Annotated in this window: 29 protein-coding genes; 18 read left to right on the top strand and 11 right to left on the bottom strand. The window is 69.8% G+C overall.

Annotation, left to right across the window (positions count from 1 at the left end):
- Nucleotides 1-88: 88 nt before the first annotated feature.
- The 5 genes from rpmI to WYO_RS08855 all read left to right on the top strand — a co-directional run bounded on the left by rpmI (nt 89) and on the right by WYO_RS08855 (nt 5,376).
- Nucleotides 89-292 carry a 50S ribosomal protein L35 gene (rpmI, locus tag WYO_RS08875; protein WP_007561407.1) on the top strand — a complete coding sequence of 68 codons (204 nt, stop codon included), beginning with the start codon at nt 89-91 and terminating at the stop codon, nt 290-292.
- 50 nt (nt 293-342) lie between these two features.
- Entirely contained in the window at nt 343-720 is a 378-nt protein-coding gene (rplT, locus tag WYO_RS08870; RefSeq protein WP_007561402.1) for a 50S ribosomal protein L20, read from the top strand.
- Between the two features lie 185 nt (nt 721-905).
- Entirely contained in the window at nt 906-1,988 is a 1,083-nt protein-coding gene (pheS, locus tag WYO_RS08865; protein ID WP_007561400.1) for a phenylalanine--tRNA ligase subunit alpha, read from the top strand.
- A 75-nt stretch (nt 1,989-2,063) separates the two neighbouring features.
- Nucleotides 2,064-4,484 (top strand): phenylalanine--tRNA ligase subunit beta, encoded by a 2,421-nt coding sequence (gene pheT, locus WYO_RS08860; RefSeq protein ID WP_007561398.1) that lies wholly within the window; start codon nt 2,064-2,066, stop codon nt 4,482-4,484.
- 10 nt (nt 4,485-4,494) lie between these two features.
- Nucleotides 4,495-5,376: a DUF1186 domain-containing protein gene (locus WYO_RS08855; protein WP_007561397.1), complete on the top strand. Its 882-nt coding sequence runs from the start codon at nt 4,495-4,497 to the stop codon at nt 5,374-5,376.
- Here WYO_RS08855 and moeB read toward each other — a convergent pair.
- The 3 genes from moeB to WYO_RS08840 form a co-directional block, all read right to left on the bottom strand.
- On the bottom strand, nt 5,365-6,144 hold the full coding sequence (moeB, locus tag WYO_RS08850; protein WP_039902612.1) for a molybdopterin-synthase adenylyltransferase MoeB: 780 nt from the start codon (nt 6,142-6,144) through the stop codon (nt 5,365-5,367). The genes WYO_RS08855 and moeB overlap by 12 nt on opposite strands.
- 97 nt (nt 6,145-6,241) lie before the next feature.
- Nucleotides 6,242-6,763, bottom strand: coding sequence for a translation initiation factor IF-3 (gene infC / locus WYO_RS08845; RefSeq protein ID WP_007561393.1), 522 nt, complete (start codon nt 6,761-6,763; stop codon nt 6,242-6,244).
- A 239-nt stretch (nt 6,764-7,002) separates the two neighbouring features.
- A complete protein-coding gene (locus WYO_RS08840) occupies nt 7,003-8,226 on the bottom strand; it encodes a glycosyltransferase family 4 protein (protein WP_007561391.1) in 1,224 nt (407 codons plus the stop codon).
- Between the two features lie 170 nt (nt 8,227-8,396).
- Between WYO_RS08840 and WYO_RS08835 the strand changes: the two genes are divergently transcribed.
- Nucleotides 8,397-9,164 carry an alpha/beta hydrolase gene (locus WYO_RS08835; protein ID WP_007561389.1) on the top strand — a complete coding sequence of 256 codons (768 nt, stop codon included), beginning with the start codon at nt 8,397-8,399 and terminating at the stop codon, nt 9,162-9,164.
- Between the two features lie 6 nt (nt 9,165-9,170).
- Here WYO_RS08835 and WYO_RS08830 read toward each other — a convergent pair whose 3' ends face one another.
- Nucleotides 9,171-9,455: a DUF1150 domain-containing protein gene (locus WYO_RS08830; RefSeq protein WP_007561386.1), complete on the bottom strand. Its 285-nt coding sequence runs from the start codon at nt 9,453-9,455 to the stop codon at nt 9,171-9,173.
- A 148-nt stretch (nt 9,456-9,603) separates the two neighbouring features.
- Entirely contained in the window at nt 9,604-10,032 is a 429-nt protein-coding gene (locus WYO_RS08825) for an Hsp20 family protein (RefSeq protein WP_039902549.1), read from the bottom strand.
- A gap of 462 nt (nt 10,033-10,494) precedes the next feature.
- Between WYO_RS08825 and WYO_RS08820 the strand changes: the two genes are divergently transcribed.
- The 8 genes from WYO_RS08820 to WYO_RS08785 all read left to right on the top strand — a co-directional run bounded on the left by WYO_RS08820 (nt 10,495) and on the right by WYO_RS08785 (nt 15,577).
- Nucleotides 10,495-10,950 carry a hypothetical protein gene (locus WYO_RS08820; protein WP_244424117.1) on the top strand — a complete coding sequence of 152 codons (456 nt, stop codon included), beginning with the start codon at nt 10,495-10,497 and terminating at the stop codon, nt 10,948-10,950.
- An 83-nt stretch (nt 10,951-11,033) separates the two neighbouring features.
- Nucleotides 11,034-11,489 (top strand): hypothetical protein, encoded by a 456-nt coding sequence (locus tag WYO_RS08815; RefSeq protein ID WP_047170775.1) that lies wholly within the window; start codon nt 11,034-11,036, stop codon nt 11,487-11,489.
- 132 nt (nt 11,490-11,621) lie between these two features.
- Nucleotides 11,622-12,317: a MotA/TolQ/ExbB proton channel family protein gene (locus WYO_RS08810; protein WP_007561378.1), complete on the top strand. Its 696-nt coding sequence runs from the start codon at nt 11,622-11,624 to the stop codon at nt 12,315-12,317.
- Nucleotides 12,318-12,464: 147 nt separating this feature from the next.
- Nucleotides 12,465-12,938, top strand: a complete 474-nt coding sequence (locus WYO_RS08805; protein ID WP_007561376.1) for an ExbD/TolR family protein — start codon at nt 12,465-12,467, stop codon at nt 12,936-12,938.
- A gap of 4 nt (nt 12,939-12,942) precedes the next feature.
- Nucleotides 12,943-13,929: a cell envelope integrity protein TolA gene (locus tag WYO_RS08800; protein WP_007561374.1), complete on the top strand. Its 987-nt coding sequence runs from the start codon at nt 12,943-12,945 to the stop codon at nt 13,927-13,929.
- Between the two features lie 296 nt (nt 13,930-14,225).
- Complete coding sequence (locus tag WYO_RS28965) at nt 14,226-14,585, top strand: hypothetical protein (RefSeq protein ID WP_007561372.1); 360 nt, start codon at nt 14,226-14,228, stop codon at nt 14,583-14,585.
- Between the two features lie 6 nt (nt 14,586-14,591).
- Nucleotides 14,592-14,852, top strand: a complete 261-nt coding sequence (locus WYO_RS08790; RefSeq protein WP_007561371.1) for a BrnA antitoxin family protein — start codon at nt 14,592-14,594, stop codon at nt 14,850-14,852.
- Between the two features lie 176 nt (nt 14,853-15,028).
- Complete coding sequence (locus WYO_RS08785; RefSeq protein ID WP_007561369.1) at nt 15,029-15,577, top strand: formaldehyde-activating enzyme; 549 nt, start codon at nt 15,029-15,031, stop codon at nt 15,575-15,577.
- A 93-nt stretch (nt 15,578-15,670) separates the two neighbouring features.
- On the opposite strand, the gene WYO_RS08780 is transcribed toward WYO_RS08785, so the two are convergent.
- Genes WYO_RS08780 through WYO_RS08770 form a run of 3 tightly spaced genes read right to left on the bottom strand, consistent with a single transcriptional unit; the run spans nt 15,671 to nt 17,426 of the window.
- Nucleotides 15,671-16,153 carry a YaiI/YqxD family protein gene (locus WYO_RS08780; protein WP_007561367.1) on the bottom strand — a complete coding sequence of 161 codons (483 nt, stop codon included), beginning with the start codon at nt 16,151-16,153 and terminating at the stop codon, nt 15,671-15,673.
- Nucleotides 16,150-16,353 carry a hypothetical protein gene (locus WYO_RS08775; protein WP_007561365.1) on the bottom strand — a complete coding sequence of 68 codons (204 nt, stop codon included), beginning with the start codon at nt 16,351-16,353 and terminating at the stop codon, nt 16,150-16,152. Before WYO_RS08775 ends, WYO_RS08780 begins: the two co-directional genes overlap by 4 nt.
- Nucleotides 16,353-17,426: an adenylate/guanylate cyclase domain-containing protein gene (locus WYO_RS08770; RefSeq protein ID WP_007561364.1), complete on the bottom strand. Its 1,074-nt coding sequence runs from the start codon at nt 17,424-17,426 to the stop codon at nt 16,353-16,355. The genes WYO_RS08775 and WYO_RS08770 overlap by 1 nt, the downstream gene beginning before the upstream one ends.
- Nucleotides 17,427-17,760: 334 nt before the next feature.
- On the opposite strand from WYO_RS08770, the gene WYO_RS08765 reads away from it, so the two are divergent.
- Nucleotides 17,761-18,600, top strand: coding sequence for an aldo/keto reductase (locus tag WYO_RS08765; protein WP_007561362.1), 840 nt, complete (start codon nt 17,761-17,763; stop codon nt 18,598-18,600).
- A 30-nt stretch (nt 18,601-18,630) separates the two neighbouring features.
- Here the strand turns inward: WYO_RS08765 and WYO_RS29810 are convergent, their stop codons facing one another.
- Nucleotides 18,631-19,497, bottom strand: coding sequence for a LysR family transcriptional regulator (locus WYO_RS29810; protein ID WP_244424125.1), 867 nt, complete (start codon nt 19,495-19,497; stop codon nt 18,631-18,633).
- 176 nt (nt 19,498-19,673) lie between these two features.
- Here WYO_RS29810 and WYO_RS08750 point away from each other — a divergent pair, with 176 nt between their 5' ends.
- Complete coding sequence (locus tag WYO_RS08750; RefSeq protein WP_007561357.1) at nt 19,674-20,120, top strand: DMT family transporter; 447 nt, start codon at nt 19,674-19,676, stop codon at nt 20,118-20,120.
- A 10-nt stretch (nt 20,121-20,130) separates the two neighbouring features.
- On the opposite strand, the gene WYO_RS08745 is transcribed toward WYO_RS08750, so the two are convergent.
- Nucleotides 20,131-22,311, bottom strand: a complete 2,181-nt coding sequence (locus WYO_RS08745) for a transglycosylase domain-containing protein (protein ID WP_039902546.1) — start codon at nt 22,309-22,311, stop codon at nt 20,131-20,133.
- A 452-nt stretch (nt 22,312-22,763) separates the two neighbouring features.
- On the opposite strand from WYO_RS08745, the gene WYO_RS08740 reads away from it, so the two are divergent.
- Nucleotides 22,764-23,738 (top strand): cyclase family protein, encoded by a 975-nt coding sequence (locus WYO_RS08740; RefSeq protein ID WP_007561354.1) that lies wholly within the window; start codon nt 22,764-22,766, stop codon nt 23,736-23,738.
- A 167-nt stretch (nt 23,739-23,905) separates the two neighbouring features.
- On the opposite strand, the gene WYO_RS08735 is transcribed toward WYO_RS08740, so the two are convergent.
- Nucleotides 23,906-24,253: an ATP-dependent helicase gene (locus WYO_RS08735; protein ID WP_244424115.1), complete on the bottom strand. Its 348-nt coding sequence runs from the start codon at nt 24,251-24,253 to the stop codon at nt 23,906-23,908.
- Nucleotides 24,254-24,489: 236 nt separating this feature from the next.
- Between WYO_RS08735 and WYO_RS08730 the strand changes: the two genes are divergently transcribed.
- Nucleotides 24,490-24,957 (top strand): hypothetical protein, encoded by a 468-nt coding sequence (locus WYO_RS08730; protein WP_007561350.1) that lies wholly within the window; start codon nt 24,490-24,492, stop codon nt 24,955-24,957.
- Nucleotides 24,958-25,042: the final 85 nt, after the last annotated feature.

Raw genomic sequence — 25,042 nt, 5'->3', positions numbered from 1 at the left:
CGTGCTGCTCCACCAGAAGCATCATCGCGCACACCTCATCCGACCCTCGCGGGGCGGCCAGAGGAATTTTCGCGCAACGGAGAGCCAAATGCCCAAGCTGAAGACCAAATCAGGCGCCAAGAAGCGCTTCAAGATCACCGGCACCGGCAAGGTGATGTACGCCCAGGCCGGCAAGCGCCACGGGATGATCAAGCGGACGACCAAGCAGATCCGCAACCTGCGCGGCACCACGACCCTGTTCGAGGGCGATGCCGCCAACGTGAAGAAGTACTTCCTGCCGAACGCGCGGTAAGCCTTCGACACCCGTTGCCACTGTCTTTCGTCGAACGCAGGAGATAACCGATGGCCCGCGTCAAGCGCGGCGTGACCAGTCACGCGAAGCACAAAAAAGTTCTGAAGGCCGCCAAGGGCTATTACGGCCGGCGCAAGAATACGATCCGCATCGCCAAGCAGGCGGTCGAGAAGGGCATGCAGTATGCCTATCGCGACCGCAAGAATAAGAAGCGCACGTTCCGCGCGCTCTGGATCCAGCGCCTCAACGCGGCGGTGCGCGAGCACGGCCTGACCTATTCGCGCTTCATCAACGGTCTTGCCAAGTCCGGCATCGTCGTCGACCGCAAGGCGCTGTCGGAGCTGGCGATCCACGAGCCGGCGAGCTTTGCCGCCGTGGTCGAGAAGGCCAAGGCCGCCCTCCCCGAGACCACCGCCAAGGCCGCCTGAGGCTCAATCTCCCGCGCAAGCGGACGGAAGGCGCGGCTCTCCTCAGGGAGCTGCGCCTTCGTCGTTTTCGAGCTGCCGCGGGGCGGCCCGTCACCATTTGCGCAGAAGCCCTGACTTGCGCGAATGCAAACGGCGCGCAAAAGCATGCCGCGATCGCGGACCGCCAACCTAGTTCGAAAAAAACGATGACCGATCTCGACACCCTCGAACGCGATCTCCTGGCCCAGGTGACGGCGGCGTCCGACGAAGCCGCCCTCGACGCGGTGCGCGTGGCCGCGCTCGGCAAGAAGGGCAGCGTCTCGGACCTGCTTAAGACGCTGGGCGCCATGACGCCCGAGGAGCGCAAGGAGCGCGGGCCGCTGATCAACGGCCTCCGCGACCGGATCCAGGGCGCCGTCACGGAGCGCAAGACCGCCCTGGTCGAGGCCGCCCTCGAGGCCCGGCTCGCCTCCGAGCGGGTCGACGTCACGCTGCCCCTGCGCGAGGCCCCGGAGGTGCGCGGCCGGATCCATCCGATCACCCAGGTGATCGACGAGATCACCGCGATCTTCGCCGATATGGGCTTCGCCGTCGCCGAGGGCCCGGATATCGAGACGGACGAGCTGAACTTCACCGCGCTGAACTTCCCGCCCGGCCATCCGGCCCGGGAGATGCACGACACGTTCTTCCTGGCGCCTGACAATACCGGGAAACGCAAGGTGCTGCGCACCCACACGTCGCCCGTCCAGATCCGCACGATGCGGTCGCAGACGCCGCCGATCCGGGTGATCATCCCAGGCCGGACCTACCGGCACGATTCCGACCAGACCCACACGCCGATGTTCCATCAGGTCGAGGGGCTGGTGATCGACACGGCGGCCAACATCGCCAACCTGAAATGGGTGCTGGAAGAGTTCTGCAAAGCCTTCTTCGAGGTCGACGGCGTGAAGATGCGCTTCCGCCCCTCGTTCTTCCCCTTCACCGAGCCGTCGGCCGAGGTCGACATCCAGTGCTCGCGCAAGGGCGGCGAGATCCGCTTCGGCGAGGGCACCGACTGGCTGGAGATCCTGGGCTGCGGGATGGTGCATCCGAACGTGCTGCGCAATTGCGGCCTCGATCCGGACGCGGTGCAGGGCTTCGCCTTCGGGGTCGGCATCGACCGGATCGCCATGCTCAAATACGGCATGCCGGACCTGCGCCCGTTCTTCGAGGCGGATGTCCGCTGGCTCGACCATTACGGCTTCCGGCCGCTGGACGTGCCGAGCCTGATCGGCGGTTTGACGGGGTGATTCGACGGAGGTCGGCGCAACCGACCGGGAAACCAGTCCCATCATCCCTCTCGTCCTCTCGCCCCTAGAAGAACGATGAAATTCACCCTCTCCTGGCTCAAGGAACACCTCGACACCGAGGCGTCCCTCGACACGATCGCCGAGACGCTGACGCGGATCGGCCTCGAAGTCGAAGGCGTCGAGGACAAGGCGGCCGCCCTCAAGCCCTACGTGGTCGCCCGGATCCTGACCGCCGAGCAGCACCCCAACGCCGACCGGCTCCGGGTCTGCACCGTCGAGACCGGCGCGGGCGCGCCCGTCCAGGTGGTCTGCGGTGCGCCGAACGCCCGCGCTGGCCTCGTCACGGTGTTCGCGCCGCCCGGCACCTACGTGCCCGGCAAGGGGATCACGCTCTCGGTCGGCACGATCCGCGGGGTCGAGAGCCACGGCATGCTGTGCTCCGGTTCCGAACTCGGGCTCGGCGAGGACCATGACGGCATCCTCGAGCTGCCGGCCGAGGCGCCTTTGGGCCAGGGCTACGCGCTCTATGCCGGCCTCGACGACCCGGTCATCGAGATCAACCTGACGCCGAACCGCCCGGACTGCACCTCGGTGCACGGCATCGCCCGCGACCTCGCGGCGGCCGGGCTCGGCACGCTCAAGCATGCGACGCTTCCGGGCGTGCGGGGCGAAGGCCCCTGCCCGGTCGAGATCGACCTCAGCTTCGCGCCGGAGGACCGGCAGCTCTGCCCGCTCTTCGCCCTGCGGCTGGTGCGCGGCGTGAAGAACGGTCCGTCGCCCGCCTGGATGCAGGCCCGGCTGCGGGCGATCGGGCTTCGCCCGATCAACGCCCTGGTGGACATCACCAACTACGTCACCTTCGACCGGGGCCGGCCCCTGCACGTGTTCGACGCCGCGAAGGTCTCGGGCAAGCTGACGGTGCGGCGCGCGCGGGACGGCGAGAGCCTCGTCGCACTGGACGGGCGCACCCACACCCTCACCGACGACACGGTGGTGATCGCCGATCAGGCCGGCGTCGAATCGATTGCCGGCATCATGGGCGGCCAGGCCTCCGGCTGCGACGAGAGCACCACGGACGTGCTGATCGAATCGGCCCTGTGGGACCCGGCCAACATCGCCCAGTCCGGCCGGCGCCTCGGCATCATCACCGATGCGCGCTACCGGTTCGAGCGCGGGGTCGATCCGGCCTTCACGCTGCCGGGTCTGGACTTGGCAACGCGCCTGGTGATGGATCTCTGCGGCGGCACGCCGTCCGAGGCGGCAATCGCCGGCGAGCCGCCGGAATCGGAGCGCATCATCGACTTCCCGTGGACCGAGGTGCGGCGCCTGGCCGGCATCGAGCTGCCGCGGATCGAGATCAAGCTGATCCTGGAGACGCTGGGCTTCCACATCTCCGGCACCGGCGACCGGGTAAAGGTCCTGACGCCGTCCTGGCGGCCGGACGTGGAAGGCAAGGCCGACCTCGTCGAGGAGGTCATCCGCATCGCCGGTCTCGACCGGGTCGAGCCGAAGCCCCTGCCGCGGCTCGCCGGGATCGGCCGGCCGCTGCTCACCGTGATGCAGAAGCGCACCCGCACCGCCAAGCGCGCCCTGGCGAGCCGCGGCCTGATGGAGGCGGTGACCTGGTCGTTCGTCCCGCATGCCGATGCCGAGCTGTTCGGCGGCGGCGGCGCCGATCTGGTGCTGGCCAACCCGATCGCCTCTGAACTGTCCGACATGCGCCCGAGCCTCGTGCCGGGGCTCCTGCGGGCGGCGCAGCGCAACGCCGATCGCGGCTATCCGGACGCGGCCCTGTTCGAGGTGGGCCAGTGCTTCGCCACGGACCAACCGGAGGGCCAGAGCATCCGCGCCGCCGCGGTGCGGCGGGGCAGCGCCACCCTGGCGGGCGCCGGACGCCACTGGGACGGATCGGCCAAGACCGTGGATGTCTTCGACGCCAAGGCCGATGCGCTGGCGCTGCTGGGCAGCCTCGGCGTGCCGACCGGCGGCCTGCAGGTGACCGCGGGCGGCCCGTCCTGGCTTCATCCGGGCCGTTCGGGGACGCTGCGCTTCGGCCCGAAATCCGAGATCGGCTGGTTCGGCGAGGTCCATCCGCGGACCCTCCAGGCCCTCGACCTCAAGGGCAGCCTGGTGGCGTTCGAGATCGTGCTCGACGCGCTGCCGCTGCCCAAGCACAAGCCGACCAAGGCCAAGCCCACCCTGGCCCTCTCGGAGTTCCAGCCCCTGTCCCGGGACTTCGCCTTCGTGGTCGGGCGGGACGTGCCGGCGGGCGACATCGTCAAGGCGGCCCAGGGGGCGGAGCGCAAGCTCGTCGCCGGCGTCGAGGTGTTCGACCTCTACGAGGGGACCGGCGTGCCGGAAGGCTCGAAATCGGTGGCGATCGCGGTCCGCCTGCAGCCGGTGGAGCGCACCCTGACCGATGCCGAGATCGAGGCTGTGAGCGCCAGGATCGTGGCCGAGGTTTCCCGCCGGACCGGCGCGACCCTGCGGGCCTGAGGAGGACGGCATGAGCCGAATCGCAGCGCTGATCGAAGACCTGGCGGCGTCCGAGTACCGGCCGACCAAGGCCCTGCGCGAGGCGCTGGCACACCCGGCCGAGATCGCCGAGGCGACCCTGCCGCTGCTGGAGGCCGCCGCCGAGGGGCGCGAACTTGCGCTGGAGCAGGAGAACCTCCTGTTCTGGGGCCTGCACGTGATGGCGCATGCCCGGGACACCCGTGCCCTGGCGCCGCTCCTCAAGCTGCTCCGGCAGGACGAGGAGACGCTCGACGCGGTTCTGGGCGACGCCGTGACCGCGACCCTGTCCAAGGTCGTGTCCAGCCTGTTCGACGGCGATCACCAGCCCCTGTTCCGGCTGATCCTCGACAGCACCGTCGATGACCTCACCCGCATGGCGCTGCTGTCGGCCTGCACGTTCCTGACGCTGGAAGGCCGCATCGAACGGGACGCGATGCACGCGTTGCTGGTCAGGTTCGACGACGCGAAGGCGGCCGTCGAGGAGGGGCCCGCCTGGGTCGGCTGGGAGGAGGCGATCGCGCATCTCGGCTTCCGCGATCTCGCGCCCCGCGCCGCGGCGGCCCGGGCCGACGGCCGGATCACCGACGAGATCAGCGACGCGGCCTGGTTCAAGGAGGCTCTGCGCAAGGCCGAGACCAAGCCCGAGGACCGGGACCGCCTCGGCCCCTACCAGTACGGCTATCTCGACGATCCGGTCGAAGCCCTCGACTGGACCGCGGAGGGCGCGGGCGAGCCGCAGCGCAACCCGCTCAAGGATGTCGGGCGCAACGATCCCTGCCCCTGCGGCTCGGGCAAGAAGTTCAAGAAATGCTGCCTCGGCAAGCTTGAGGCCGAAGGGCCGTGGATGCCGCCGGGCACCCTACTCGGCTGAGGCGCCGTTGAGCGGGTTGTCCGGATCCCAGCCGTAGCTCAGCGTCTCGAACCGCATCGACCGGGCATCGACCATGAGCAGGCGGCCGACCAGCGGCTCGCCGAACTCCGCCACGGCGCGGATCACTTCCATGGCCATCAGCGAGCCCATCACGCCGGCCAGCGCCCCGAGCACGCCGGCCTCCGCGCAGGCGGGCACGCTGCCCGGCGGCGGCGGATTCGGGAACAGGCAGCGGTAGGTCGGGTTCGGCGTGCTGCCGGGGCCAGTCTCGTGCGCCCGGATGGTGGTGAGCGTGCCGTCGAACCGGCCGAGTGCGGCCGTCACCAGCGGGCGGCGCGCGTGGAAACAGGCGTCCGAGACCGCATAGCGGGTGGCGAAGTTGTCCGAGCCGTCCGCGACGAGGTCGTAGCCCGCGATCAGATCGACGGCGTTGTCCGGCGTGATGCGGAACGGGTGCGGGACCACCGTCACGTGGGGGTTGAGCCGCGCCACCGCGTCGGCCGCGCTCTCGACCTTGGGCCGGCCGAGATCCGGCGTGCCGTGGATCACCTGCCGCTGGAGATTGGAGAGCGAGACGGTGTCGTCATCGACGATGCCGATCGTGCCGATCCCGGCCGCGGCGAGGTACTGGATCAGCGGGGCGCCGAGCCCCCCTGCCCCGACGACCATCACACGGGCCGCCTTGAGGCGCGCCTGACCGGGTCCGCCGACCTCGGCCAGGACGAGGTGGCGGGCGTAGCGTTCGATCTCTTCGGGAGCCAGGGCCATCGCCAGGAGATAGTCGCCCACGTCCCCGGACGGAAGCACCACAGACGCGAACGCCGCCCCGATCAGGAGGCGGCGTAAACAGCAATTGGCGAACGGATCAGCGCGGCGCCAGGATCATGATCATCTGGCGGCCTTCGAGCATCGGCTCGCTTTCCACCTTGGCGATCTCGGCCGTCTCGTTCTTAACGCGCTCCAGGAGGCGCAGACCGATATCCTGGTGAGCCATCTCACGACCGCGGAAGCGCAGGGTCACCTTGACCTTGTCGCCTTCCTCGAAGAAGCGGTGAACCGACTTCATCTTGGTGTCGTAATCGTGCTTGTCGATGCCGGGGCGGAGCTTGATCTCCTTGACCTCGACGGTCTTCTGCCGCTTGCGCGCCTCGTTCTGCTTCTTCTGCTCGTTGAAGCGGAAGCGCCCGTAATCGAGCAGCTTGCAGACGGGAGGCACCGAGTTCGGCGCGATCTCCACGAGATCGAGGCCGGCCTCTTCAGCGAGGGTCAGCGCGTCGAAGAAGGGGACGACGCCGCGGTTCTGCCCGGTATCGTCGATCAGCTGCACTTCTCGCACCCCGCGAATGTCGCGGTTGGCGCGCGGCCCGTCCTTCTGCGGGGCCGGCATGGCTCTCATCGGTCTACGAATGGCTTCGATCTCCTGCTGCAACGACGAAACGGCGGACCGGATGACCCGTTCCAAGGATCTCCTGACCGCCAGCCGCTCCGGTCTCTTCCGGACATACTACGTTGGCGGAAGCCCGCCCAGAGTCAACGGGTTGCCGGCGCGGCCGGTGAAATAATCGACAGGCTGTCGAACGGTTGGTCTCTTGCCGATCGCCGCGCTGTCTCCGGCCTGCCCGTTCCTCAGGAGCGGCGGCCAAGCAATTCGGCGTAGACGGCGAGCGTGTCGCCGGCCATCCGCTCCAGCGAGAAATTCGCTTCGACATGGGCGCGGCCACGGCGGACCAGCGCATCACGGGCGCTGGCGCCGAGCGACAGGGCCTCGGTCAGGGCGGCGGCGAGCGCAGACGCATCGCCGGGCGGAACGCGCCAGCCGGTCCGCTGGCTGGCCGAGACGTCGGGCGGTGCGAGCACGGTCTCGGGGACGGCGCCGAGATCGGAGACGACCACGGGCGTGCCCAGAGCCTGGGCTTCCACGGCCGAGCGGCCGAACGCCTCGGGCTCGACGGACGGCACGGCGACCACGGACGCCGCCCGGAACGCGGCCGGCATATCGGTGCAATGACCGACCCGGCGGACGATGCCCCCGAGGCCGCGTGCTGCGATCAGCGCATCGAGCTCGCGCTCGTAGGCGGCCCGACCCTGGGGGTCGCCGGCGAGCACCACGGCGAGATCCGGGACGCCCCGGTCGCGCATCTGCGCGGCGGCGTCGATCAGCACCCGGTGCCCCTTCCAGGCGGTGAGCCTTGCGGCGAGCAGGATCACCCGCTCATGCGGCGCCACGTTCCAGGCCCGGCGCAGAGCCTCGACGCGTCCGGCCCCCACCGCCACCGGATTGAACACGGCGAGGTCCGTGCCGCGATGGATCACCCGCACCCGGTCGCCGGCCTGCTCGGCATGCAGCCGATGGATCAGGTCGGCGGTGTAGCGCGAGTTGGCGATCACCACGTCGCCGCGGGCCATCACCGAATTGTACAGCACCTTCACGCCGGTGCGGCCGGAATAGCTGCCGTGATAGGTGGTCACGAACGGCAGGCCGAGCCGGCGCGCCGCGCCGAGCGCCACCCAGGCCGGGGCCCGCGACCGGGCGTGGACGATCTGCACGCCTTCGCGCCGGCACAGGGCCATCAGCCGCACGACGTTGATCGCCATGCTGGCCGGGTTCTTCGATGCGGCCGGGAATCGCAGCCAGTGCCCGCCCTTGGCCTGCAGCTCACCGATGAGGCGCCCGCCCTCGGTGGCGACCAGGGCCTTGGCGCCGACCGCCGCGAGGGCGGCGGCCACGTCGACCGTGGTCCGCTCGGCGCCGCCGGCATCGAGCTCCGGGATGATCTGCAGCACGCGGGCGCCCGCGAGAACATCGATTTCGGCGGGGAAGCCCGACAGGCTGCGCGTCACGTCACCCATCCGCGCTCGGTCGACGTGGAGACGCAAGCCCCCCGCCGGCATCTGCAACATGCTCGTACCCATTGCCCCAGCATCGCGGTCGCGCTTTACGGTCTGGTAAACGGAGGTTGAAGCCGACCCGGTCAGGGAAGGACTTGTTCAAGCTCGACATAGGCCTACGGGAGGCATCGATGACCGATACAGGGCCGGAGTTCATCACCGTCGGCGCGGGAGCGGCCGAACGGCGCATCGCCGTCAGGGCGCGCGAGGGCGCAGGGCCACCCATGGTCTGGCTGGGGGGATTTCGCTCGGACATGACCGCCACCAAGGCCGCGGCCCTGGACGCGTGGGCGTCGGAGCAGAACCGCGCCCTGGTGCGGTTCGATTATACCGGCCACGGCGCATCGAGCGGGGATTTCACCGCCTGCACCATCTCGTCCTGGCTCGAGGACGCAAAGGCTGTCCTGGCGGCCTACGTCAAGGAGCCGCCAATTCTGGTCGGCTCGTCGATGGGGGGCTGGATCGCCTGCCTCGCCGCGCGGGACCGGATGGCGAGCGGCCAGAGGAATGCGGGGCTGGTCCTGATCGCGCCGGCGCTCGACTTCACGGAAGACCTGATCTGGGCGCAGCTAGACGAGGCTGGGCGCGCCGCGCTGATGCAATCCGGAATCCTCCGGCGGCCGAGTGACTACGCGCCCGAACCCGACCCCATCACCTACGCGCTGATCGAGGACGGTCGCCGCAACAGGTTGCTCGAGCGGCCTTTCGATCCGGGCTGCCCGGTTCACATCCTACAGGGTATGCGCGACCCGGACGTCCCATACCCGCACGCGCTCAAGACCGTCTCGCGGCTTCCGGCCGAAGGCACGGTGCTCACCTTGATCGCCGATGGCGACCACCGCCTGTCGCGGCCGCAGGATATCGAGCGGCTCGTGGCGGCGGTGGCCGGAATCGGCTGACCAGGATCAATGCAGGCTGACGGCGTGGAGATCCTGGGCGACCGCGTTGGCCAGCACCACGTCCCGCGAATCCGCCAGCATGATCGGCTCGCCGCTCGCCGACAACAGGGCGAACAGGTCGAGACCCGGCATCAGTTCCGGTGCCTGCGGAAACAGGCGGCGAACCTCGTCGGACCGGATCGGTCGGACGTAGGCGATGTGCCCCTCGCCCAGCGCAGCCAAATCAGCCGGGTTGAACTCGGCCGGGTCGAGATCGGCAGGGGTCAGGGGCGATGCGTTCAAGTTCGTCATGTCTTGCCCTCCTGGGGTGGCAGAGCGTCCACCTCCGGTCCCGGAGGCACCGGTGGCTCCACGCTGATGTGGGGATTCCCGGCGCCCAATCAATCGACCTAACGCATCGTCGGGCAGGATCCATACCGGTCCCGAAATCGTCCGCGGGCTAGCCGCGGGCGCCGATATCGATCTTGCGCACGATCCGATCCGGCTCCGGCCGGACGAGATCGATCGAGAGCAGGCCGTTGGCGAGATCGGCTCCCAATACTTCCATGCCGTCGGCCAGCAGGAAGGTTCGCTGGAATTGCCGCGCCGCGATGCCGCGGTGCAGGAAGTGCCGCTCGCGCTCCTCGACCTGCCGGCCGCGGACGACGAGCTGGCTGTCCTCCAGCATCACGTCGAGCTGATCGCGCGTGAACCCGGCGACCGCCAGGGTGATGCGCAGACGCTCCGGCTCCCGCTCGGTGCGAGGCAGGCGCTCGATGTTATACGGAGGATACCCGTCATTGGCGCCCTTCGCGACACGGTCGAGCGCCTGCTCGATCTCGTCGAAGCCGAGCAGGAACGGATGCCCGAAGGGCGAGGGTCGAGTCATCGCGGCCGTCATCCTCACAGCGAGGCCTCCGACCCTGGGACTAGCCGCAGCCCGCGGATCTCCGAGCACCTCGACACCATGGAGCCCGCACAGGGCAGCGCTCCACCGGGCGGAACGCCGCCGGCAAGAGGGAGATATGGCCGGCGGCCCCAAGCCCATCAAGGGAACCGGTTAATTTCCTCCGAGGATCACTATTCGCGCCCCACACAGGCCAACGATGTGGGAGGTTCAGGCAAGAGAAGGCGGGATCTTCCAGCAAGCTTCGCCACAGCTACGCTTTCGTCTAACAGTTTGGAACTGCTCTGATTTTCTCGCCGGGCCTTGATCCGAAAGGCCGGCATAGCTACTGCCGCCGCTGGTAATCGTCGGCCTGGGCGGGCGATTGCCGAGCCTTCCCGGAACCCAGCGGGATGCAGCGGAGCCCCGATGAGCGCGCCTTCGAGTCCGGCAAGTCATACGGCAATGCAGCGTGTCGTCGACGTGTGCGGCGACGAGGCCGACATCCTCGCGTTGTCGGTCGCCCGATTCGTCGCAGCCGGCTACATGACCAGCGATGTCGCGTGCTGGAATGCCGCCTTCGACGGTGCGGAGCAGCTCCTCGGTCCGGCGGAAGGGTGTCGATTCGTCGCCAGCGTGGTCGCGATCGTCCGGGCGCTCCGGGCCGAGCGCGAGGACGATTGGTCGTTCATGCCGGCGAGCTGCTGTCGGGTCACGGGACACGAATGCGCCCTGGTGGCGCTGATCGGCCGGGCCCGGCGTCGGCTCTGGGCCGATCTCGAGGAGGCCGCGGCCGCGATCACCGGGCGTGAGGCGGCGCCCCGACTCGTCGCGGCGGTTCGCGCCGCCGTCGCCACCCTCGACGAGGCGGCCGAGCGCCTGGCGCCGACGGCGTGCCCGAACCGGGTCGTGCTCCACTGAATCGGCTGCGTCAGCGGCCTTCCCCGGCCTCGGTCGGGCTCACGAGAAGAGGAAATCGGTTGGTGCTTGCCTTAAGCGTCCCTCTGTACCGCCGGCGGATCGGGCGGATCGCCCTCGACACGGTGGCCTGCCTGGCGCTTTCGGCGCTCCTCGTCGTCTCGGCCCTGGCCCAGGAGGCTGCGCCCGAGAAGGCACCGCTGAAGCTGCAGCTGAACAAGCTCGAGACCGCGGGCGAGGCCTGCCGGGTGACCCTCGTGGTCGACAATGCGAAGGGCGCCGGCCTCAAATCCTACAAGGTCGATCTCTTCGCCTTCGACCCTGAGGGGGTCGCCCAGAAGCGCGTGGCGGTGGAGCTCGGCCCGCTTCCGGGCCGCAAGACGACCGTGAAGATCTTCGATTTCCCGGGCATCGCCTGCGCCAAGGTTGGCCGGGTGCTGCTGAACGACGTCCTGGCCTGCGACGGCGGCGACGCCGCCCGGGAGGCCTGCCTGGAGCGGACCGAGACCGAGACGAAGGCAGGACCAGCCTTCGACCGCTGATGCGGTCGGCCCGACGGACGTTGCGACGACGCCGCCCGGCAGCGAGAGCCGCCGGGCGGTCAGCGGCTTTCGCCGCATCCCGATGAGACGGCGGCCGTGGGCCGCATGACACCACGACGCCAGGAGCCCGCGATGGACCCGACACAAGCCCCGGCCGAGGCCGCCCACGACTTCTCGTTCCTCGGCCTGTTCCTCCAGGCCGACCCGATCGTGAAAGGCGTGATGATCCTGCTGATCATCGCCTCGATCGCGTGCTGGACCGTGGTCTTCGAGAAGATCATCCGGCTCTCCGCCGCCCGGCGTCAGGCCAAGGCCTTCGAGACGCTGGTGCGCTCGGGCGGAAGCCTCGACGGCGAGCACAAGGGCCTCACCGGGCATGTCGTGAAGGCCGCCATCGACGCGTGGCGCGACCAGGATCCGACCGAGACCCGGGCGGAGCGGCGCGAGCGGATCGAGCGGGCCATGCGCGGCGCCCTCGGCCTCGAGATGAAGCGCCTGCGCACCGGGTTGCCGCTGCTGGCGACCTCGGGCTCCACGGCCCCGTTCGTCGGCCTGTTCGGCACGGTCTGGGGCATCATGAACTCGTTCTCGTCGATCGCGCGGAGCCAGGACACCTCGCTGGCGGTGGTCGCGCCGGGCATCGCCGAAGCCCTGTTCGCCACCGCGATCGGCCTCGTCGTCGCGATCCCGGCGGTCATGGCCTACAACAAGCTCTCGGGCGACATCGGCGGCATCCAGAGCTCCTTCACCTCCTACATCTCGCTGCTGGGCGACCGGCTCGCGCGCGAACGGACCGGCGCCGGGCAGCACCGCGCCGCCGCGGAGTAGCCGTCGGCCGGTGCCGGGTCGCGTCGCGCTGCGACGCGGTTCGGCACCGACCCTATGATCTGAGGCGCCCGCCGACGCCGTACCGGCCGAGAGCGGCCCGACCCATGGCCCGACCGGGGCCGCCTGCAACCAACCGGAGACGCCGCAATGGCGATGGCATCGATCCGCGCAAGCGACGATGACGACCTCGACGACATGCCGATGTCCGACATCAACGTCACCCCGATGGTGGACGTGATGCTCGTGCTGCTGATCATCTTCATGGTCGCGGCGCCGCTGATGACCACCGGTGTGCCGGTGCAGTTGCCGAAGACCGCGGCGGCCAAGGTCGCGCAATCGAAGAAGCCGCAGGAGGTCACGGTCGACAAGGACGGAAACCCGTCGATCGCCAAGGAGGTGTTCACCATGGACAGCCTCATGCCGCGCCTGCGCGAGATGGCGGCGGCCGACAAGGACCAGGTCATCCTCGTGCGCGGCGATCGCGACGTGCCCTACGGCAAGATCATGGAGGTGATGGGCCTCGTCGGTCAGGCGGGCTTCACCAAGGTGTCGCTGATCGCGCAGTCGCCGGGCGGCCCCGCCCCGGCGGCCCCGGCCGCTCCCGCAGGGACCGCTCGCTGAATCGATGAGTACGCTGACTTCGACGGATCTGTCGGCAGGTCCCGGCGACCGCCGCCCCTCCGGGCTGCTCGCTGCCTTCCTGGTCGCGTTCGCGCTGCACGCGCTCGCGCTCGTCGGGATGATGTTCTACCGGCTGACGCCGCCCGCGCCCCCCGGCGAGCAGCAGATCTCCATCGATCTGGCACCGGTGATGAGCGATGCGGCGACCGAGGCGCCCTCGGAGCAGCAGATGAGCCAGGCCGCGCCCCCCGAGGCCAAGCCGGTGGATCTGCCGCCCGACGAGGCCGTGCAGCCGCCCCCGCCGGAGATGACCGAGGTCAAGCCCGACGAGACCCAGGCCGTCACCGAGCCGCCGCAGGAAGCCGTCCCGGTCGAGGCGCAGAGCGAGGTGATCACCTCGGCTTCCGAGGCGGCCGAACCGCTGGCGCCGCCGCCGACCGAGGTCGCCAAGACCGAGGATCCGCCGAAGCCGAAGCCCGATCCGGCGAAGCTCAAGGCCGAGCGCGAGGCGAAGCTTCGCAAGATCCGCGAAGAGAAACTGCGCGAGCAGAAGCGCGAGGAGCGCCTGGAGGAGATTCGCGAAGCGAAGCTGAAGGCGGCGCGCGAAGCCAAGGCGAAGCAGGCCAAGGCCCAGCAGGGTGCGGAGGCGCGCAACTCCGCCTCGGCCTCCCGCCAGAACGCCGCCGGTCGGGCCGCCGCGGGCAGCGATCCCAGCGCGCTGCGCCAGTGGACCGGAGCGATCAGCGCGGCCATCCACAGCCGGATGAATCCGGGCGCCGCCGCCGGCACCGCCGGGGGCACCGCCATGGTCCGGTTCACGGTGACGCGCTCGGGCTCGGTGACGGGCGCCGGCCTCGCCCGGTCGAGCGGCGTCGGCCAGATCGACAGCGCCGCGCTCGCGGCGGTGCGCGGCGGCATGCCGCCGGCGCCCCCCGGCGTGACGCAACCGAGCCTTTCGGTGACGATCCCGCTCAACTATCGCGTGCGTTGAGCGGGATTAAGCGACGCTCGCCGAGGCAGAGACGCGTGGTTCGATTGAACAGGCGCCCCGCGTTCTGAGACGAATACGCTCCCCTGTCCTGCTCGACCGATCGGCCGGATTCGCCAGGGACCGCCAGAGCGTGCTATTGCGCTTCTGATCACGGCCTCGAACAGTCGTCGCAGGACGACGCGGCGGGGCGGATCATCCGGCCTTGCCCCTCCACCCCTCGAACAGGCCGGACCCGTTCCAGACACTGATCCTGCGCGCAGGATGCTGTGCCGCTGGCCCGGGGCGAAAGGCACAGGATGAGCGACGAGACTGAGACCGACCTCGACGAGGCCGAGGACATCCGCGACGCGGAAGCCGAAGCCAAGACCCGCGCCGACAACCGCGCCGAGCGTGCGGAGCGCGCCGAGCGCATGGCGCGCGAGGGCGCGCAGGCGATGGCCGAGCACCATGCCTCGATCAAGGCGATCGACGAGCGGACGCTGAAGCTCCGCTCGCTGCGACTGGCCAAGGAGGCCGCCGAGGCCGAGACCAAGGCCGCCGAGGTTCAGGCCAAGGTTGCCGAGAAGGAAGCCAAGGCCGCCGCCAAGATCGCGAGCAAGAGTGCCAAGGGCGCCGCCAAGAAGGTCGCGCCGAAGAAAGCTGCCGCGAAGGACTGAGGGCCGATGGCCGACGATCGCAACCGCCGCCGATTCACCGATCCGCGCTCGGCCGCCGAGGCAGCCTTCAAGGCTGCCACGACCGCCAAGCCGGCTGCCCCGCCCCCGCCCGCGTCTCCCCGCCCGGCGGCGGTCCCGGGGGCCCGGGAGATGGTCACCCTGCGCCTCGACAGCGCCGTGCTCGCCCATTTCCAGAAGGACGGTCCCGGCTGGCAGGATCGCGTCAACGAGGCGCTGAAGGCCCTCGTCCCAGCCTCGGACGATTGAACCCGGGACGCGGCCGCCAGCGAGCGCGGCCGCGGCGGGACACGATCGTGGGCCCTTGGGCCTTGCGCCAGACCGATACCCGAAACTTGAGACCGCGCGCCCGAACGCCAACCTGACGGTCGGTCACCGACCTTCGGGGCGATGCGTCGGCGCCGCTTGCGATGGAGCCTACCCTTATGAGTGAACGCATCATCCTCCGGGCCGGCGAAGCCCTCGTGGCGGGCGGCCCGCCCAACACCGCATCCGAGCCGGAGGTCATCATCGGCGAGCTCGACGGGCCGGTCGGCACCGCCATCGCGACGCTGACGGGCGATCAGGTCGTCGGCCACAGCCGCGTCTTCGCGCTGCTCAACACCGACATCATGGTCCGTCCGGTGACCCTGTGCGTGTCCAAGGTCAGCGTGACCGAGAGCAAGTACACCTCGATCCTGATGGGCACCGTGCAGTTCGCCATCGCCAACGGCGTCCTCGACGCGGTGCGGGCCGGCTACATCCCGAAGGACAAGGCCAACGACCTCGGCATCATCTGCTCGGTCTGGCTGAGCCCCGGCGTGATCCAGGCGGAGACCGTCGACCACAAGGCTCTGTTCGAGATCCAGCGCAAGGGCATGACCGAGGCGATCCGGAAGGCCATGACCAACGAGCCGTCAATCGACTGGCTGCTGGAGAACCAGGACAAGATCGTCCACAAATATTACACGATGGGTCTCGAAGGTAAGATCTGACCGTCGTCATTCAACCGACGAGCGAGAACGGCCCGGGCGAAAGCTCGGGCCGTTCTCGGTTTCGCGTGACCCGAGCCCCGAGCCGGCCAACCTTCATCCGGCAGCCGGCCGCTCCCGCAGAATCCGGTTCACCGCGCGGTCGAGGGCGGACAGGAACGACGACCGGTCGGCGCGGGAGAAGGGGGCCGGCCCACCCGTGATGGTGCCGGCCTCGCGCAGGGATTGCATCAGGTCCCGGGTCGCCAGCGTCATGCCGATCGAGGCCTCGCTGAACGGCTTGCCGGTGAAGGCCAGCACGGTGGCGCCGGCCTTCACGCAGCGCGCGGCGAGCGGCACGTCGGCGGTGAGCACGATGCTGCCGCGGCCGGCGCGCTCGGCGATCCAGTCGTCGGCCGCATCCAGCGCCGATCCGACGACGACGCGCACGATCCAGGGCTCGCGCGGCAGATTCAGCACGCTGTTGGCCACGACATAGACGGTGAGGCCGTAGCGCGCGGCGACCCGATAGGTCTCGTCCTTGACCGGGCAGGCATCGGCGTCGAGGTAGATCGGCGGCCGGCTCTCCTCCGCGCTCATCGCCGCGGCACCAGCTTCGAGGCGAAGCCCGCCAGGATCAGGAGCGCCCCGAGGGCGAACTGCCAGCGCTCGATATCGCCGCCGATCGAGAGGATGACCGCGCGACCGATCACCACCAATCCGACCAGCGGCGGCCCGAAGCGCAGCACCAGTTTCAGGACGGTCAGCCCCGTCCAGGGCCCGGTTCCGGAGGACGCCATCAGCGCGCGGCCGCGACCCGGCGGGGAGCGGGCTCCTCGGCGATCCCCGTATCGACGGCACCACGCTCCAGCGTCGCCACCGCGAGCGGCGCGCCCCGCCCGCGCAGGGCGTGCGCCCCCAGCGAGCGCGCCCGCACCCCGGGCGGAAGCCGCGGCAGCCGGCCCAGGAGATCCTGCGAGATCAGGATGCCGACGCCGAGCGGACGGCACAGGGCCTCGATCCGCGAGGTCACGTTCACGGCATCACCGAAATACGCGATCTTGTGGCGGTCGACCCCGACTTCCGCGGTCACCACCGAGCCGCCATGGAGGGCCGCCCGCAGCTTCGGCACCGTGCCGAACCGGGCGATCCAGGCCGCCTCGTCGGCCTCGATCCGGTCGATGACGTCGAACACGCAGGTGACGCAGCGCGCGTCCTTCAGGCCGCGACTCATGGGCCAGGTCACCATCGCGAGGTCGCCGATGTAATCGTCCACCGAGCCGCCGTTGCGGCGCACCGGCTCGGCCAGGGTGGCGAAGACCGCGCTGAGATATTCCTGCGCGCGCAGATCGCCATGCGTCTCGGCGAAGGCGGTCGAGCCGACCACGTCGAGGAACAGGAAGATCCGCTCCTCGGCGACCGGCTTGTGATAGCGCCCGATCATGAAGTTCACGAAGATCTCGCCGCCGACGAGGTCGCGCATCCGGATCACGAAGACGAGGAGGCCCGCCACCGCCAGCGCGTAGGCGAGAACCCGGGCGGTCATCCGGGTCGCCACGGCGAGCTCGTCCCCGGTGAGGCCGAGGCTCCAGACGATCAGGCCGCCCAGCGCGTTGCCGGCCACGATCATCAGCACGTAGGCGAGTTCCGCCGCGATCACGTAGAGCCAGGCCGGCAGGCGCCGGATCCGCGCCTGCAGCCCGGCCAGGATCAGGCCCCGGTCGAAGGCCAGCACGGTGGCGCCCATGCACAGGCCGTAGGTGAAGCCGGCGAGCGGCGCGGCGGCATCCGCGAAGATGACGTTGTAGAGCAGCCCCGCGCCGGCGGCGGCGAGCAGGATCAGACCCCAGAACATCCGGTGGGCCGGCAGCATCAGCGCGTCTCCCACTGGACCGAACGCGCGGCCGGAACGCGCGACGCGTCCCCGTCGGGCCCAAGCTTGGGGAGCCGCGTCCGAAGCGCGGCACGCAGCCTCGCGGACACCCTGGCAGCCTCATTGAGCGCGGCGTGAGACACTGGCCTAAAGTTTCGCACCGGAGCGGCGACCGCCCATTGCTCATCCCCCCAAGATGGCGCGAGTAAGGCGCGGCGGGCGTTCGGGCCTGCAGGCCGGGTCGCCCATCGCTCGGGCGGATGCGGGCTCGGCCCGGACCTGCACGCCGACGCCAAACAACAACAACCATCGCGGCCGGGAAGGGAGCGCTGCCATGTATGCCAGGAGCTTCGGATCGACGCGCGTTTCTGTGCCGGTCATCGGCCAGGGCACGTGGCACATCGACGGGTCGGACCGGGCCGACGCGGTGCGCGCCCTGCGGGCCGGCATCGATGTCGGCATGACCCATATCGATACCGCGGAGATGTACGGCGATGCCGAGGCGATCGTGGCCGAGGCGACCGCCGATTGCCGCGAGGAGGTTTTCCTCGTCTCGAAGGTTGTCCCGGGCAATGCCACGCGCCGGGGCGTCGTGCGGGCCTGCGAGGCCTCCTTGCGGCGGCTGAAGACCGACCGGCTCGACTGCTACCTGCTGCACTGGCCCGGGCAGCATCCCCTGGCCGAGACGATCGCGGGATTCGAGGATCTACGCCGGGCGGGCAAGATCCTCGCCTGGGGGTTGAGCAACTTCGACGTCGACGATCTCGACCAGGTCCTCGCGATCGCGGGGCCGGACCGGATCGCCTGCAACCAAGTCCTATACCACCTCAACGAACGGGCGATCGAGCACGCGGTGCTGCCCTGGTGCGAGAAGCACGGGGTCGCGATGGTCGGCTATTCGCCGTTCGGCAGCGGCGAGTTTCCGGATCCCGCTAGCGCCGGAGGCCGCGTCCTCGACGGGATCGCCCGCGCCCACGGCACGACCCCCTACGCGGTGGCCCTGGCTTTCCTCACGCGGCTGCCCGGCACGTTCACGATCCCCAAGACCGGCCGTCCGGCCCGGGCGATCGAGAATGCCGCCGCGGCCGACCTGCATCTCGGCCCGGCCGAACTCGCCATGATCGACGCGCATTTCCCGCGCGGGCCGCGCCCCCGGATGCTGCCGATGCTGTGAGGAGCCGAGGACGCTTATCGGGGCAGCCGGTCATCGGGTTGAGCATCGATGGGGCGCAGCGTCGGCGATCAGTGCGTCGCGCTCGGCAGCGAGCAGCGCGACGAGGCGGCCCGCCATGTGGTCCGGCGGTCGACCCTTCGGGCCGATCAGCACCGTCTCGATGGGCAGGCATGGTTCGAACGGCCGCAGCACGATCGGCAGATGCGCGAGCGCGCGTGCCGGAACCGGATCGACGATGGCAAGCCCGAGACCTTCCGCCACAAGACCGCAGCGGGCCGCCGTGTACTGAGCCATGAACGGAAAGCGCGGCGCGATCCCGGCTCCTATTAAAAGACGCTCGAATTCGCCCTGAAAAGCGCCCGGCGCTCCCGCTATCAGTGTCTCGCCGGCGAGATCCTGGATCGTGACCACCGCCCGGCGCGCCAGCGCATGATGCCGGGGGAGCGCGCAGACGGCATCGACCGATAGGAAGGGCTCGCAGGTCACGCCCGCAATACCTGACCGCGGTCGAACGAGCCCAATCTCACATTGGCCAGAAGCGACCCACGACCATATCGTGTCCGGGCTCGGCACATGTACCGCCACGCGAGCGCCCGGACATTCGGCACTCAAGCGCCGGATAGCCCGCGGAAGCAGCGACGCCGCGAGCGAAGGCTGGCACGCGATACGAAGCGGTCCGGTCCCGACATCGCGAATCTCGCGCGCGACGTCGCGCAGATGTTCAAGTCCCGCATAGGATCGCTCGACCTCGCGAGCGAAAGCCTCGCCCTCACGGGTAGGCGTCGCGCTTCCGTGACCTCGGACGAAGAGATCGAAGCCGACATCGGCCTCGAGCTGCGCGATTGCGCGGCTGATATGGGGCTGCCCGATACCGAGTGCAGCCGCAGCCTTCGTCATTCCGCCATGACGCAAGACGGCGCGGAAAAGGTCGAGGTGACCGGGGTTCATCATGCCCCTCACGCATGAACACGGCGATCCGAGGCATTTGACGGCATGGGCGCCGGATGGTTGTCAAGACGGCACCGCCGCCCTGCGACCGTCACCCCCGCGCCGACCGAAAGCAGCCGCCCATCATGCTGAAACTGCTTCTGCCCTTGTCTCTCGCTCTCGCGGCGGGCGTCAGCATCGTGATCCAGCAGGCGCTGAACGCGAATCTCCGCACGGCGCTCAACTCGGCCGCCCTGTCGGGCGTCGTAAGCTTCACGGTCGGGGTTGCCTGCATGGTGGTTTTCGCCCTCGTGGCCCGCGACCCGATCCCGTCCGCCGGGATGCTGGCGCGAATCCCCTGGTGGGCGTGGAGCGGCGGGATGTTCGGGGCGATCTTCATCGGCCTCGGGATCGTCCTCGTCCCGCAGCTCGGGGCCGGGACCTTCCTGGCGCTCCTGGTCACCGGCCAGATGCTCGCCTCGGTGATCTTCGACCATTACGGCTGGCTCGGCCTCGCCCAACGGCCGATCGACGTGCCGCGCGCGCTCGGCGTCGCGCTCCTGATCGGCGGCGTGGTCCTGATCCGCCGTTGAGCGGGGCCGGCTATTCGCCGATCCCGAACAGCTTCTCGACGAAGTTGCGGTCGTCCTTCGCGGGCGCCCGACGCGAGGGAGCCTGCTGGCGGGGCGCCGGGGCGGCCGGATCCCCGAAGATCTGGCCGAGGATGTCGGTCGGGGCGCTCGGTGCCGCGCTCGCCACCGAGGCGGTGGTCTCGGGCGGCGGCTTGCGCCAACGGTTCAGGCCGGGCAGCGGCACCGGGTTCTGACCCTTCAGCGCCTGGGTCATGTAGGTCTTCCAGATCTCCGCTGGCAGATTGCCGCCGGTGACCTTCTTGGTGAGTTCGCCGTCGTCGTTGCCGAGCCAGATCCCGGTGACGAGGGTGCCCGAATAGCCGATGAACCAGGCGTCGCGGAAATCCTGGGTCGTGCCGGTCTTGCCCGCGAGCTCCCAGCCCGGAATGTCGGCCTTCTTGGCCGTGCCGGACGCGAAGGTCTCGTGCATCATGGCGTTCATCATGCCGTCGGCATTGGCGTCGATGACCCGGCCGAGCCCGTTCTCGGAGCGCTTGTACAGGACCTTGCCGGCGGCGCTTTTCACGGAGGTGACCACGTACGGGATCACCCCGGTGCCGCCATTGGCGAAGGCCCCGTAGGCGCCGACCATTTCCAGAAGCGTCACCTCAGAGGTGCCGAGCGCGATCGAGCCGTTGGCCTGGAGCGGCGAGGTGATGCCCAGCCGCTGCGCCGTCTGCACCACGGTCTTCGGGCCGACTTCCTGGCCGAGCCGCACCGCCACGGTGTTGAGCGAATGCGCCAGCGCCGTGCGCAGGGTGACCGGGCCGTCGTAGCGGTGCGAATAGTTCTCCGGCGCCCAGTTGCCGATGCGGATCGGCGCGTCGTCCTTCACGGTTTCGGGCGTCGCCCCGTGCTCCACGGCGGCGAGGTAGACGAACGGCTTGAACGAGGAGCCGGGCTGGCGCTTGGCCGTGGTCGCCCGGTTGAACTGGCTCTGCGCGTAGTCGCGCCCGCCGATCAGCGCGCGGATCGCCCCGTCGGGCCGCATCGAGACCAGGGCGCCCTGGCCGACATTGAACCGCGTGCCCTTGGCGTTCAGCTCGTCGGTGAGCGCCTTCTCGGCCAGGGCCTGAAGGCTCGTATCCACGGTGGTCTGGACGGTGATGTCGGTGTCGAACTTGCCGACGTAATCGTCGAGCACGTCCATCACGAGGTCGGCGACGTAGTTGGCCGAGCCGCCGCCCCGGGCATTGGCAGGCCGGGCCGGCTGAGCCAGCGCCACCTTGGCGTCCTGCGCCGGCACGAAGCCGAGTTCCTGCATGGCCGCGAGCACCTGGGCGGCGCGGGCCTGGGCGGCCGGCAGGTTGCGGTTCGGGGCGAGCCGCGAGGGCGCCTGGACGAGGCCGCCGAGCATCGCCGCCTGGGCCAGCGACACCTCCTTGGCGGGCTTGCCGAAATAGCGCTGCGCCGCGGCCTCGACGCCGTAGGCGCCGGCGCCGAAATAGACGCGGTTCAGGTACAGTTCGAGGATCTCGTCCTTGCTGTACTTGTGCTCCAGCCACAGGGCGAGGATCGCCTCCTGGATCTTGCGCGAGGCGGAGCGCTCAGGCGTCAGGAACAGGTTCTTGGCGAGCTGCTGGGTGAGCGTCGAGCCGCCCTGCGCGACGCCGCGCCGGGTCAGGTTCTGGCCGATCGCCCGGAGGATGCCCACCGGATCGACGCCGAAATGCTGGTAGAAGCGCCGGTCCTCGATCGCCACGAAGGCCCGGGGCAGGTAGGGCGGCAGCTCCTTGATCGAGACCACCCGGCCGCCGGTCTCACCGCGATTGGCGAGCAGCGAGCCGTCGCTCGCCAGGATGGCGATGTTGGGCGGCCGCTTGGGCACCGCCAGCTGGTCGATCGGCGGCAGCTGCGAGGCGTGGTACGCGATGAGACCCGCGATGCCGATCACCGCCCACAGGCCGAGCACCACGGTGCCGTAGACGATGCGGCCGAGCCACGAGCGCCGCCACCGGCCGGATTTCTTCGGGGACCGGCGCGCCGTGGTCTTGGCCGGGGCCCGCGTCGTCTCGCCCGCTCGCTTGCCCACGCGCTCTCCTGTCCCGGCCCGGTCGTCCCGGGACAGGCGCAGGTCGAGTTCGCCGCGATCCCGCACGCGCCCTTCCGGCACGTCGAAATTCGGCTCCATCCTGCCCCGACCCTTGGCCATGCATCCCGTCTTCGAACGATCCGACACCGGCGCGCGCGTGGATTGCGGCGCGACCCGGTTACCGCACGCGAATTGCGGCGGATTAGCGGGGAGGACGGATCGGACGCTCGATCACGCCCGTACCTCGACCGCGCCCCCGGGTCTTGACCGCTGCCGATGGCGACCCTGCGGTCAGCTTGGGGCAACACGGTGTCCAACCGGTTAAGCGGATGGGCGGGCGGCGGTGAGGACCTCTGGCTTTCGGGCGGTCACCGAAGGCAGCGGAGGACGAAAGCGGCCCCCTCGCCGACCCAGACCTTCGGCAGAATGACTGTCCTGCGCCGTCTGCTTCGATACGCCGGGAGGCGCACCGAAACCTCTTGGCTCCATTCAAAAGAAGTGGGTGGGGGATTTGCGACGATCGCGTTTCGGGCCTTAATCGGCGCTCCGGACACGGCTCGGAACCCGAATCCATGTCTCGATCGCCATCGAACGCCCTCGCGCGCGGCACCCGGCATCGAACGCTCGCCAGCCGGCTCCCCTGGGCCGTGATGTGGCTCGCGCTCCTCGGCGTACCGGCGCGCGCGGCGGACGACACCGCCCTCTGGACGGTCTACGAGACCGCCTTGAAGCGCGCGAAATACGTCGATCTCACCCATACGATCACGCCCGCGATCCCGGTCTGGGCGGGCTTCGGTCCCTCCACCTTCGCACGGGCGCAGGCCGGGGCCGATCTGCCGGATTTCGCGAAAAGGGGCGAGGCCTTCACCTTCGAGAAGAACGGCTTCGAGGCGACGCAATACCGGCTCGCCACCGACCAGCTCGGCACCCAACTCGATCCGCCCGCGCATTGGGCGCCCGAATACCCCGCCATCGACGAGCTTCCTCCGACCTATGCGGTGCGTCCGCTCGTCGTGATCTCGATCGTGGATGCCGTGCGGGCGGACCCGAACTACGCGCTCCGAGTCGCCGACATCGCGCGCTGGGAGGCGGCCCACGGCCGTATCCCGGAGGGCGCCGTGGTCTTCGTGCGCTCCGACTGGTCGAAGCGCTGGCCGGACCCGGCTCTCGCGACCCTCAAGCAGTTTCCCGGCGTCTCGCTCGCCGCACTCAAGTTCCTGCACCTGGAGCGCAAGATCCTGTTCCACGGCCACGAGCCGCTGGACACCGACTCGACGCCCACGCTGGAGGGCGAGCACTGGCTCATGCACAACGGTTACGCCCAGGCGGAGGGCGTCGCCCATCTCGACCAAGTACCCGAGGCCGGCGCCCTTGTCGCGATCGGCTATCCGAAGTTCGGCGGCGGCACCGGAGGCTACGCGCGCTACGTCGCCATCTGCCCGCCGGACTGGCCGCACGGCGTCGCGATCGGCCCTGCCGATGCGCCGCTGCCCAGATCGGACAAACCCCTGCGATTCGATCCGGCGGCGGGCATGCGGATCCGTTGACCGACCGGCCCCGCCTCGCGGGGGATCCGTTTCGGAGCCGCGGAGGCACCGCCGAGCGTCCGCAATCGATCGCGCGATGCCGGCGGAACTCCTTTGGACGGGGCCCCGCGTTCGGACAGCGCTTTCGCTGCGCGTCCGCCCGATGACGGCTTAAGGCGATCGGGGCTCTAACCGGCCGCCGTCGGATCCTGGCCGAGCACCCGACGCGCCTCGGCGAGCAGCACCGGATGCCGGACCGATTGCGGGCCGGCATCGGGGGTCTCGCGGCCGAGCCGGGCGATGCGCGATTTGAACAGGCGCCGGCGCAGCCCGAACCGGCCGATGCTGGCATTCAACGCCAGCAGGACGGTCCGCACCGCCTCGGTGCGTTCGCGCTCCTCGACGATCTCGGCCTTCAGCGCGGCTTCGCGTTGCAGGGCCGCGTCGAGTTCGAGACGCACGGCGGCGCGAGACGCCTCGTCCTGCCGCGCCGCTTCGAGCTGCAGCCGGCATTCCTGCAGCGCGCTGAGGATCATGAGCTCCTGCGCCGACGCATCCCGCATTGGTTCCTCCCGACGCGCCAGTCCCGGTGGACAACCCGGCGCGCGCCCGATCCCTGTCACACGATGTCGGTCCCGGCCTGCGACCGCGTGTGGACCGTCATGGGTTCGCCATACCGGTGCCGGGCTCTAGCCGGAAGCCACCGCGCCGCGATATCGAGGCCGCGATCAACGGCCAGAAAGGGATCGACGACGTGCGTTGCAGGATTGCCGTGGCCCTCGGAGGCCTCTTGCTCGGCCCAGCTCTGGTCGAGCCAGCATCGGCGCGGGTCGAGCAGCTCGACACGGTGAACCTGGTCGCCTGCGCCCAGGACGGCGGGGTGTGCCGGATGCCCTACCCGACCAATGTCTATTACGGCGTGCCCGGCAAGACCAACGGCCGGCCGTTCCCGCAGGGCGGCATGGTCCCATGCAACAGCCAGACGTTCGGCGATCCCGCCCCGGGCCAGCCCAAGAGCTGCTGGTACGCGCCGCGCCTCAGCGAAACCCTCGGCGGCGGCCCACGTGCCCGTGACCGCGACCGCGACGACGATTACGACGACCGCCGGCGCGACGATTACCGGCGGCGCGACGATTATCGCGACGGCCGCGACTACGACCGCCCGCGGCCGCGCCGATCCTACGACGAGGATTACGGGCCGCCCCGCCGCAGCTACCGGGATGACCGGGACGAGTATTGATCGGTCGGCGGCGAGATCAGTGTCGCCGCCATATCCAGGCTGTTAACCGGCTTCCGGCATCGTTCGGCTCGCGAATCTTGGCTTC

This window comes from Methylobacterium sp. GXF4 (assembly GCF_000272495.1).
Lineage (GTDB): Bacteria > Pseudomonadota > Alphaproteobacteria > Rhizobiales > Beijerinckiaceae > Methylobacterium > Methylobacterium brachiatum.
This window is presented reverse-complemented; position numbering and strand designations above follow the sequence as displayed.

Bases quoted from the DNA above. Each gene is read 5' to 3' on its own strand.
- WYO_RS28965 (WP_007561372.1), top strand. From the start codon at position 14,226: ATGAGCGACGAGACTGAGACCGACCTCGACGAGGCCGAGGACATCCGC.
- WYO_RS08810 (WP_007561378.1), top strand. From the start codon at position 11,622: ATGGACCCGACACAAGCCCCGGCCGAGGCCGCCCACGACTTCTCGTTC.
- WYO_RS08835 (WP_007561389.1), top strand. From the start codon at position 8,397: ATGACCGATACAGGGCCGGAGTTCATCACCGTCGGCGCGGGAGCGGCC.
- rplT (WP_007561402.1), top strand. From the start codon at position 343: ATGGCCCGCGTCAAGCGCGGCGTGACCAGTCACGCGAAGCACAAAAAA.
- WYO_RS08820 (WP_244424117.1), top strand. From the start codon at position 10,495: ATGCAGCGTGTCGTCGACGTGTGCGGCGACGAGGCCGACATCCTCGCG.
- WYO_RS08735 (WP_244424115.1), bottom strand. From the start codon at position 24,253: ATGATCCTCAGCGCGCTGCAGGAATGCCGGCTGCAGCTCGAAGCGGCG.
- WYO_RS08765 (WP_007561362.1), top strand. From the start codon at position 17,761: ATGTATGCCAGGAGCTTCGGATCGACGCGCGTTTCTGTGCCGGTCATC.
- WYO_RS08745 (WP_039902546.1), bottom strand. From the start codon at position 22,311: ATGGCCAAGGGTCGGGGCAGGATGGAGCCGAATTTCGACGTGCCGGAA.
- WYO_RS08770 (WP_007561364.1), bottom strand. From the start codon at position 17,426: ATGCTGCCGGCCCACCGGATGTTCTGGGGTCTGATCCTGCTCGCCGCC.
- WYO_RS08790 (WP_007561371.1), top strand. From the start codon at position 14,592: ATGGCCGACGATCGCAACCGCCGCCGATTCACCGATCCGCGCTCGGCC.
- WYO_RS08775 (WP_007561365.1), bottom strand. From the start codon at position 16,353: ATGGCGTCCTCCGGAACCGGGCCCTGGACGGGGCTGACCGTCCTGAAA.
- pheS (WP_007561400.1), top strand. From the start codon at position 906: ATGACCGATCTCGACACCCTCGAACGCGATCTCCTGGCCCAGGTGACG.
- infC (WP_007561393.1), bottom strand. From the start codon at position 6,763: ATGCCGGCCCCGCAGAAGGACGGGCCGCGCGCCAACCGCGACATTCGC.
- WYO_RS08785 (WP_007561369.1), top strand. From the start codon at position 15,029: ATGAGTGAACGCATCATCCTCCGGGCCGGCGAAGCCCTCGTGGCGGGC.
- WYO_RS08840 (WP_007561391.1), bottom strand. From the start codon at position 8,226: ATGGGTGACGTGACGCGCAGCCTGTCGGGCTTCCCCGCCGAAATCGAT.
- rpmI (WP_007561407.1), top strand. From the start codon at position 89: ATGCCCAAGCTGAAGACCAAATCAGGCGCCAAGAAGCGCTTCAAGATC.
- WYO_RS08800 (WP_007561374.1), top strand. From the start codon at position 12,943: ATGAGTACGCTGACTTCGACGGATCTGTCGGCAGGTCCCGGCGACCGC.
- WYO_RS08855 (WP_007561397.1), top strand. From the start codon at position 4,495: ATGAGCCGAATCGCAGCGCTGATCGAAGACCTGGCGGCGTCCGAGTAC.
- WYO_RS08830 (WP_007561386.1), bottom strand. From the start codon at position 9,455: ATGACGAACTTGAACGCATCGCCCCTGACCCCTGCCGATCTCGACCCG.
- WYO_RS29810 (WP_244424125.1), bottom strand. From the start codon at position 19,497: ATGACGAAGGCTGCGGCTGCACTCGGTATCGGGCAGCCCCATATCAGC.
- pheT (WP_007561398.1), top strand. From the start codon at position 2,064: ATGAAATTCACCCTCTCCTGGCTCAAGGAACACCTCGACACCGAGGCG.
- moeB (WP_039902612.1), bottom strand. From the start codon at position 6,144: ATGGCCCTGGCTCCCGAAGAGATCGAACGCTACGCCCGCCACCTCGTC.
- WYO_RS08750 (WP_007561357.1), top strand. From the start codon at position 19,674: ATGCTGAAACTGCTTCTGCCCTTGTCTCTCGCTCTCGCGGCGGGCGTC.
- WYO_RS08805 (WP_007561376.1), top strand. From the start codon at position 12,465: ATGGCGATGGCATCGATCCGCGCAAGCGACGATGACGACCTCGACGAC.
- WYO_RS08825 (WP_039902549.1), bottom strand. From the start codon at position 10,032: ATGACTCGACCCTCGCCCTTCGGGCATCCGTTCCTGCTCGGCTTCGAC.
- WYO_RS08740 (WP_007561354.1), top strand. From the start codon at position 22,764: ATGTCTCGATCGCCATCGAACGCCCTCGCGCGCGGCACCCGGCATCGA.
- WYO_RS08780 (WP_007561367.1), bottom strand. From the start codon at position 16,153: ATGAGCGCGGAGGAGAGCCGGCCGCCGATCTACCTCGACGCCGATGCC.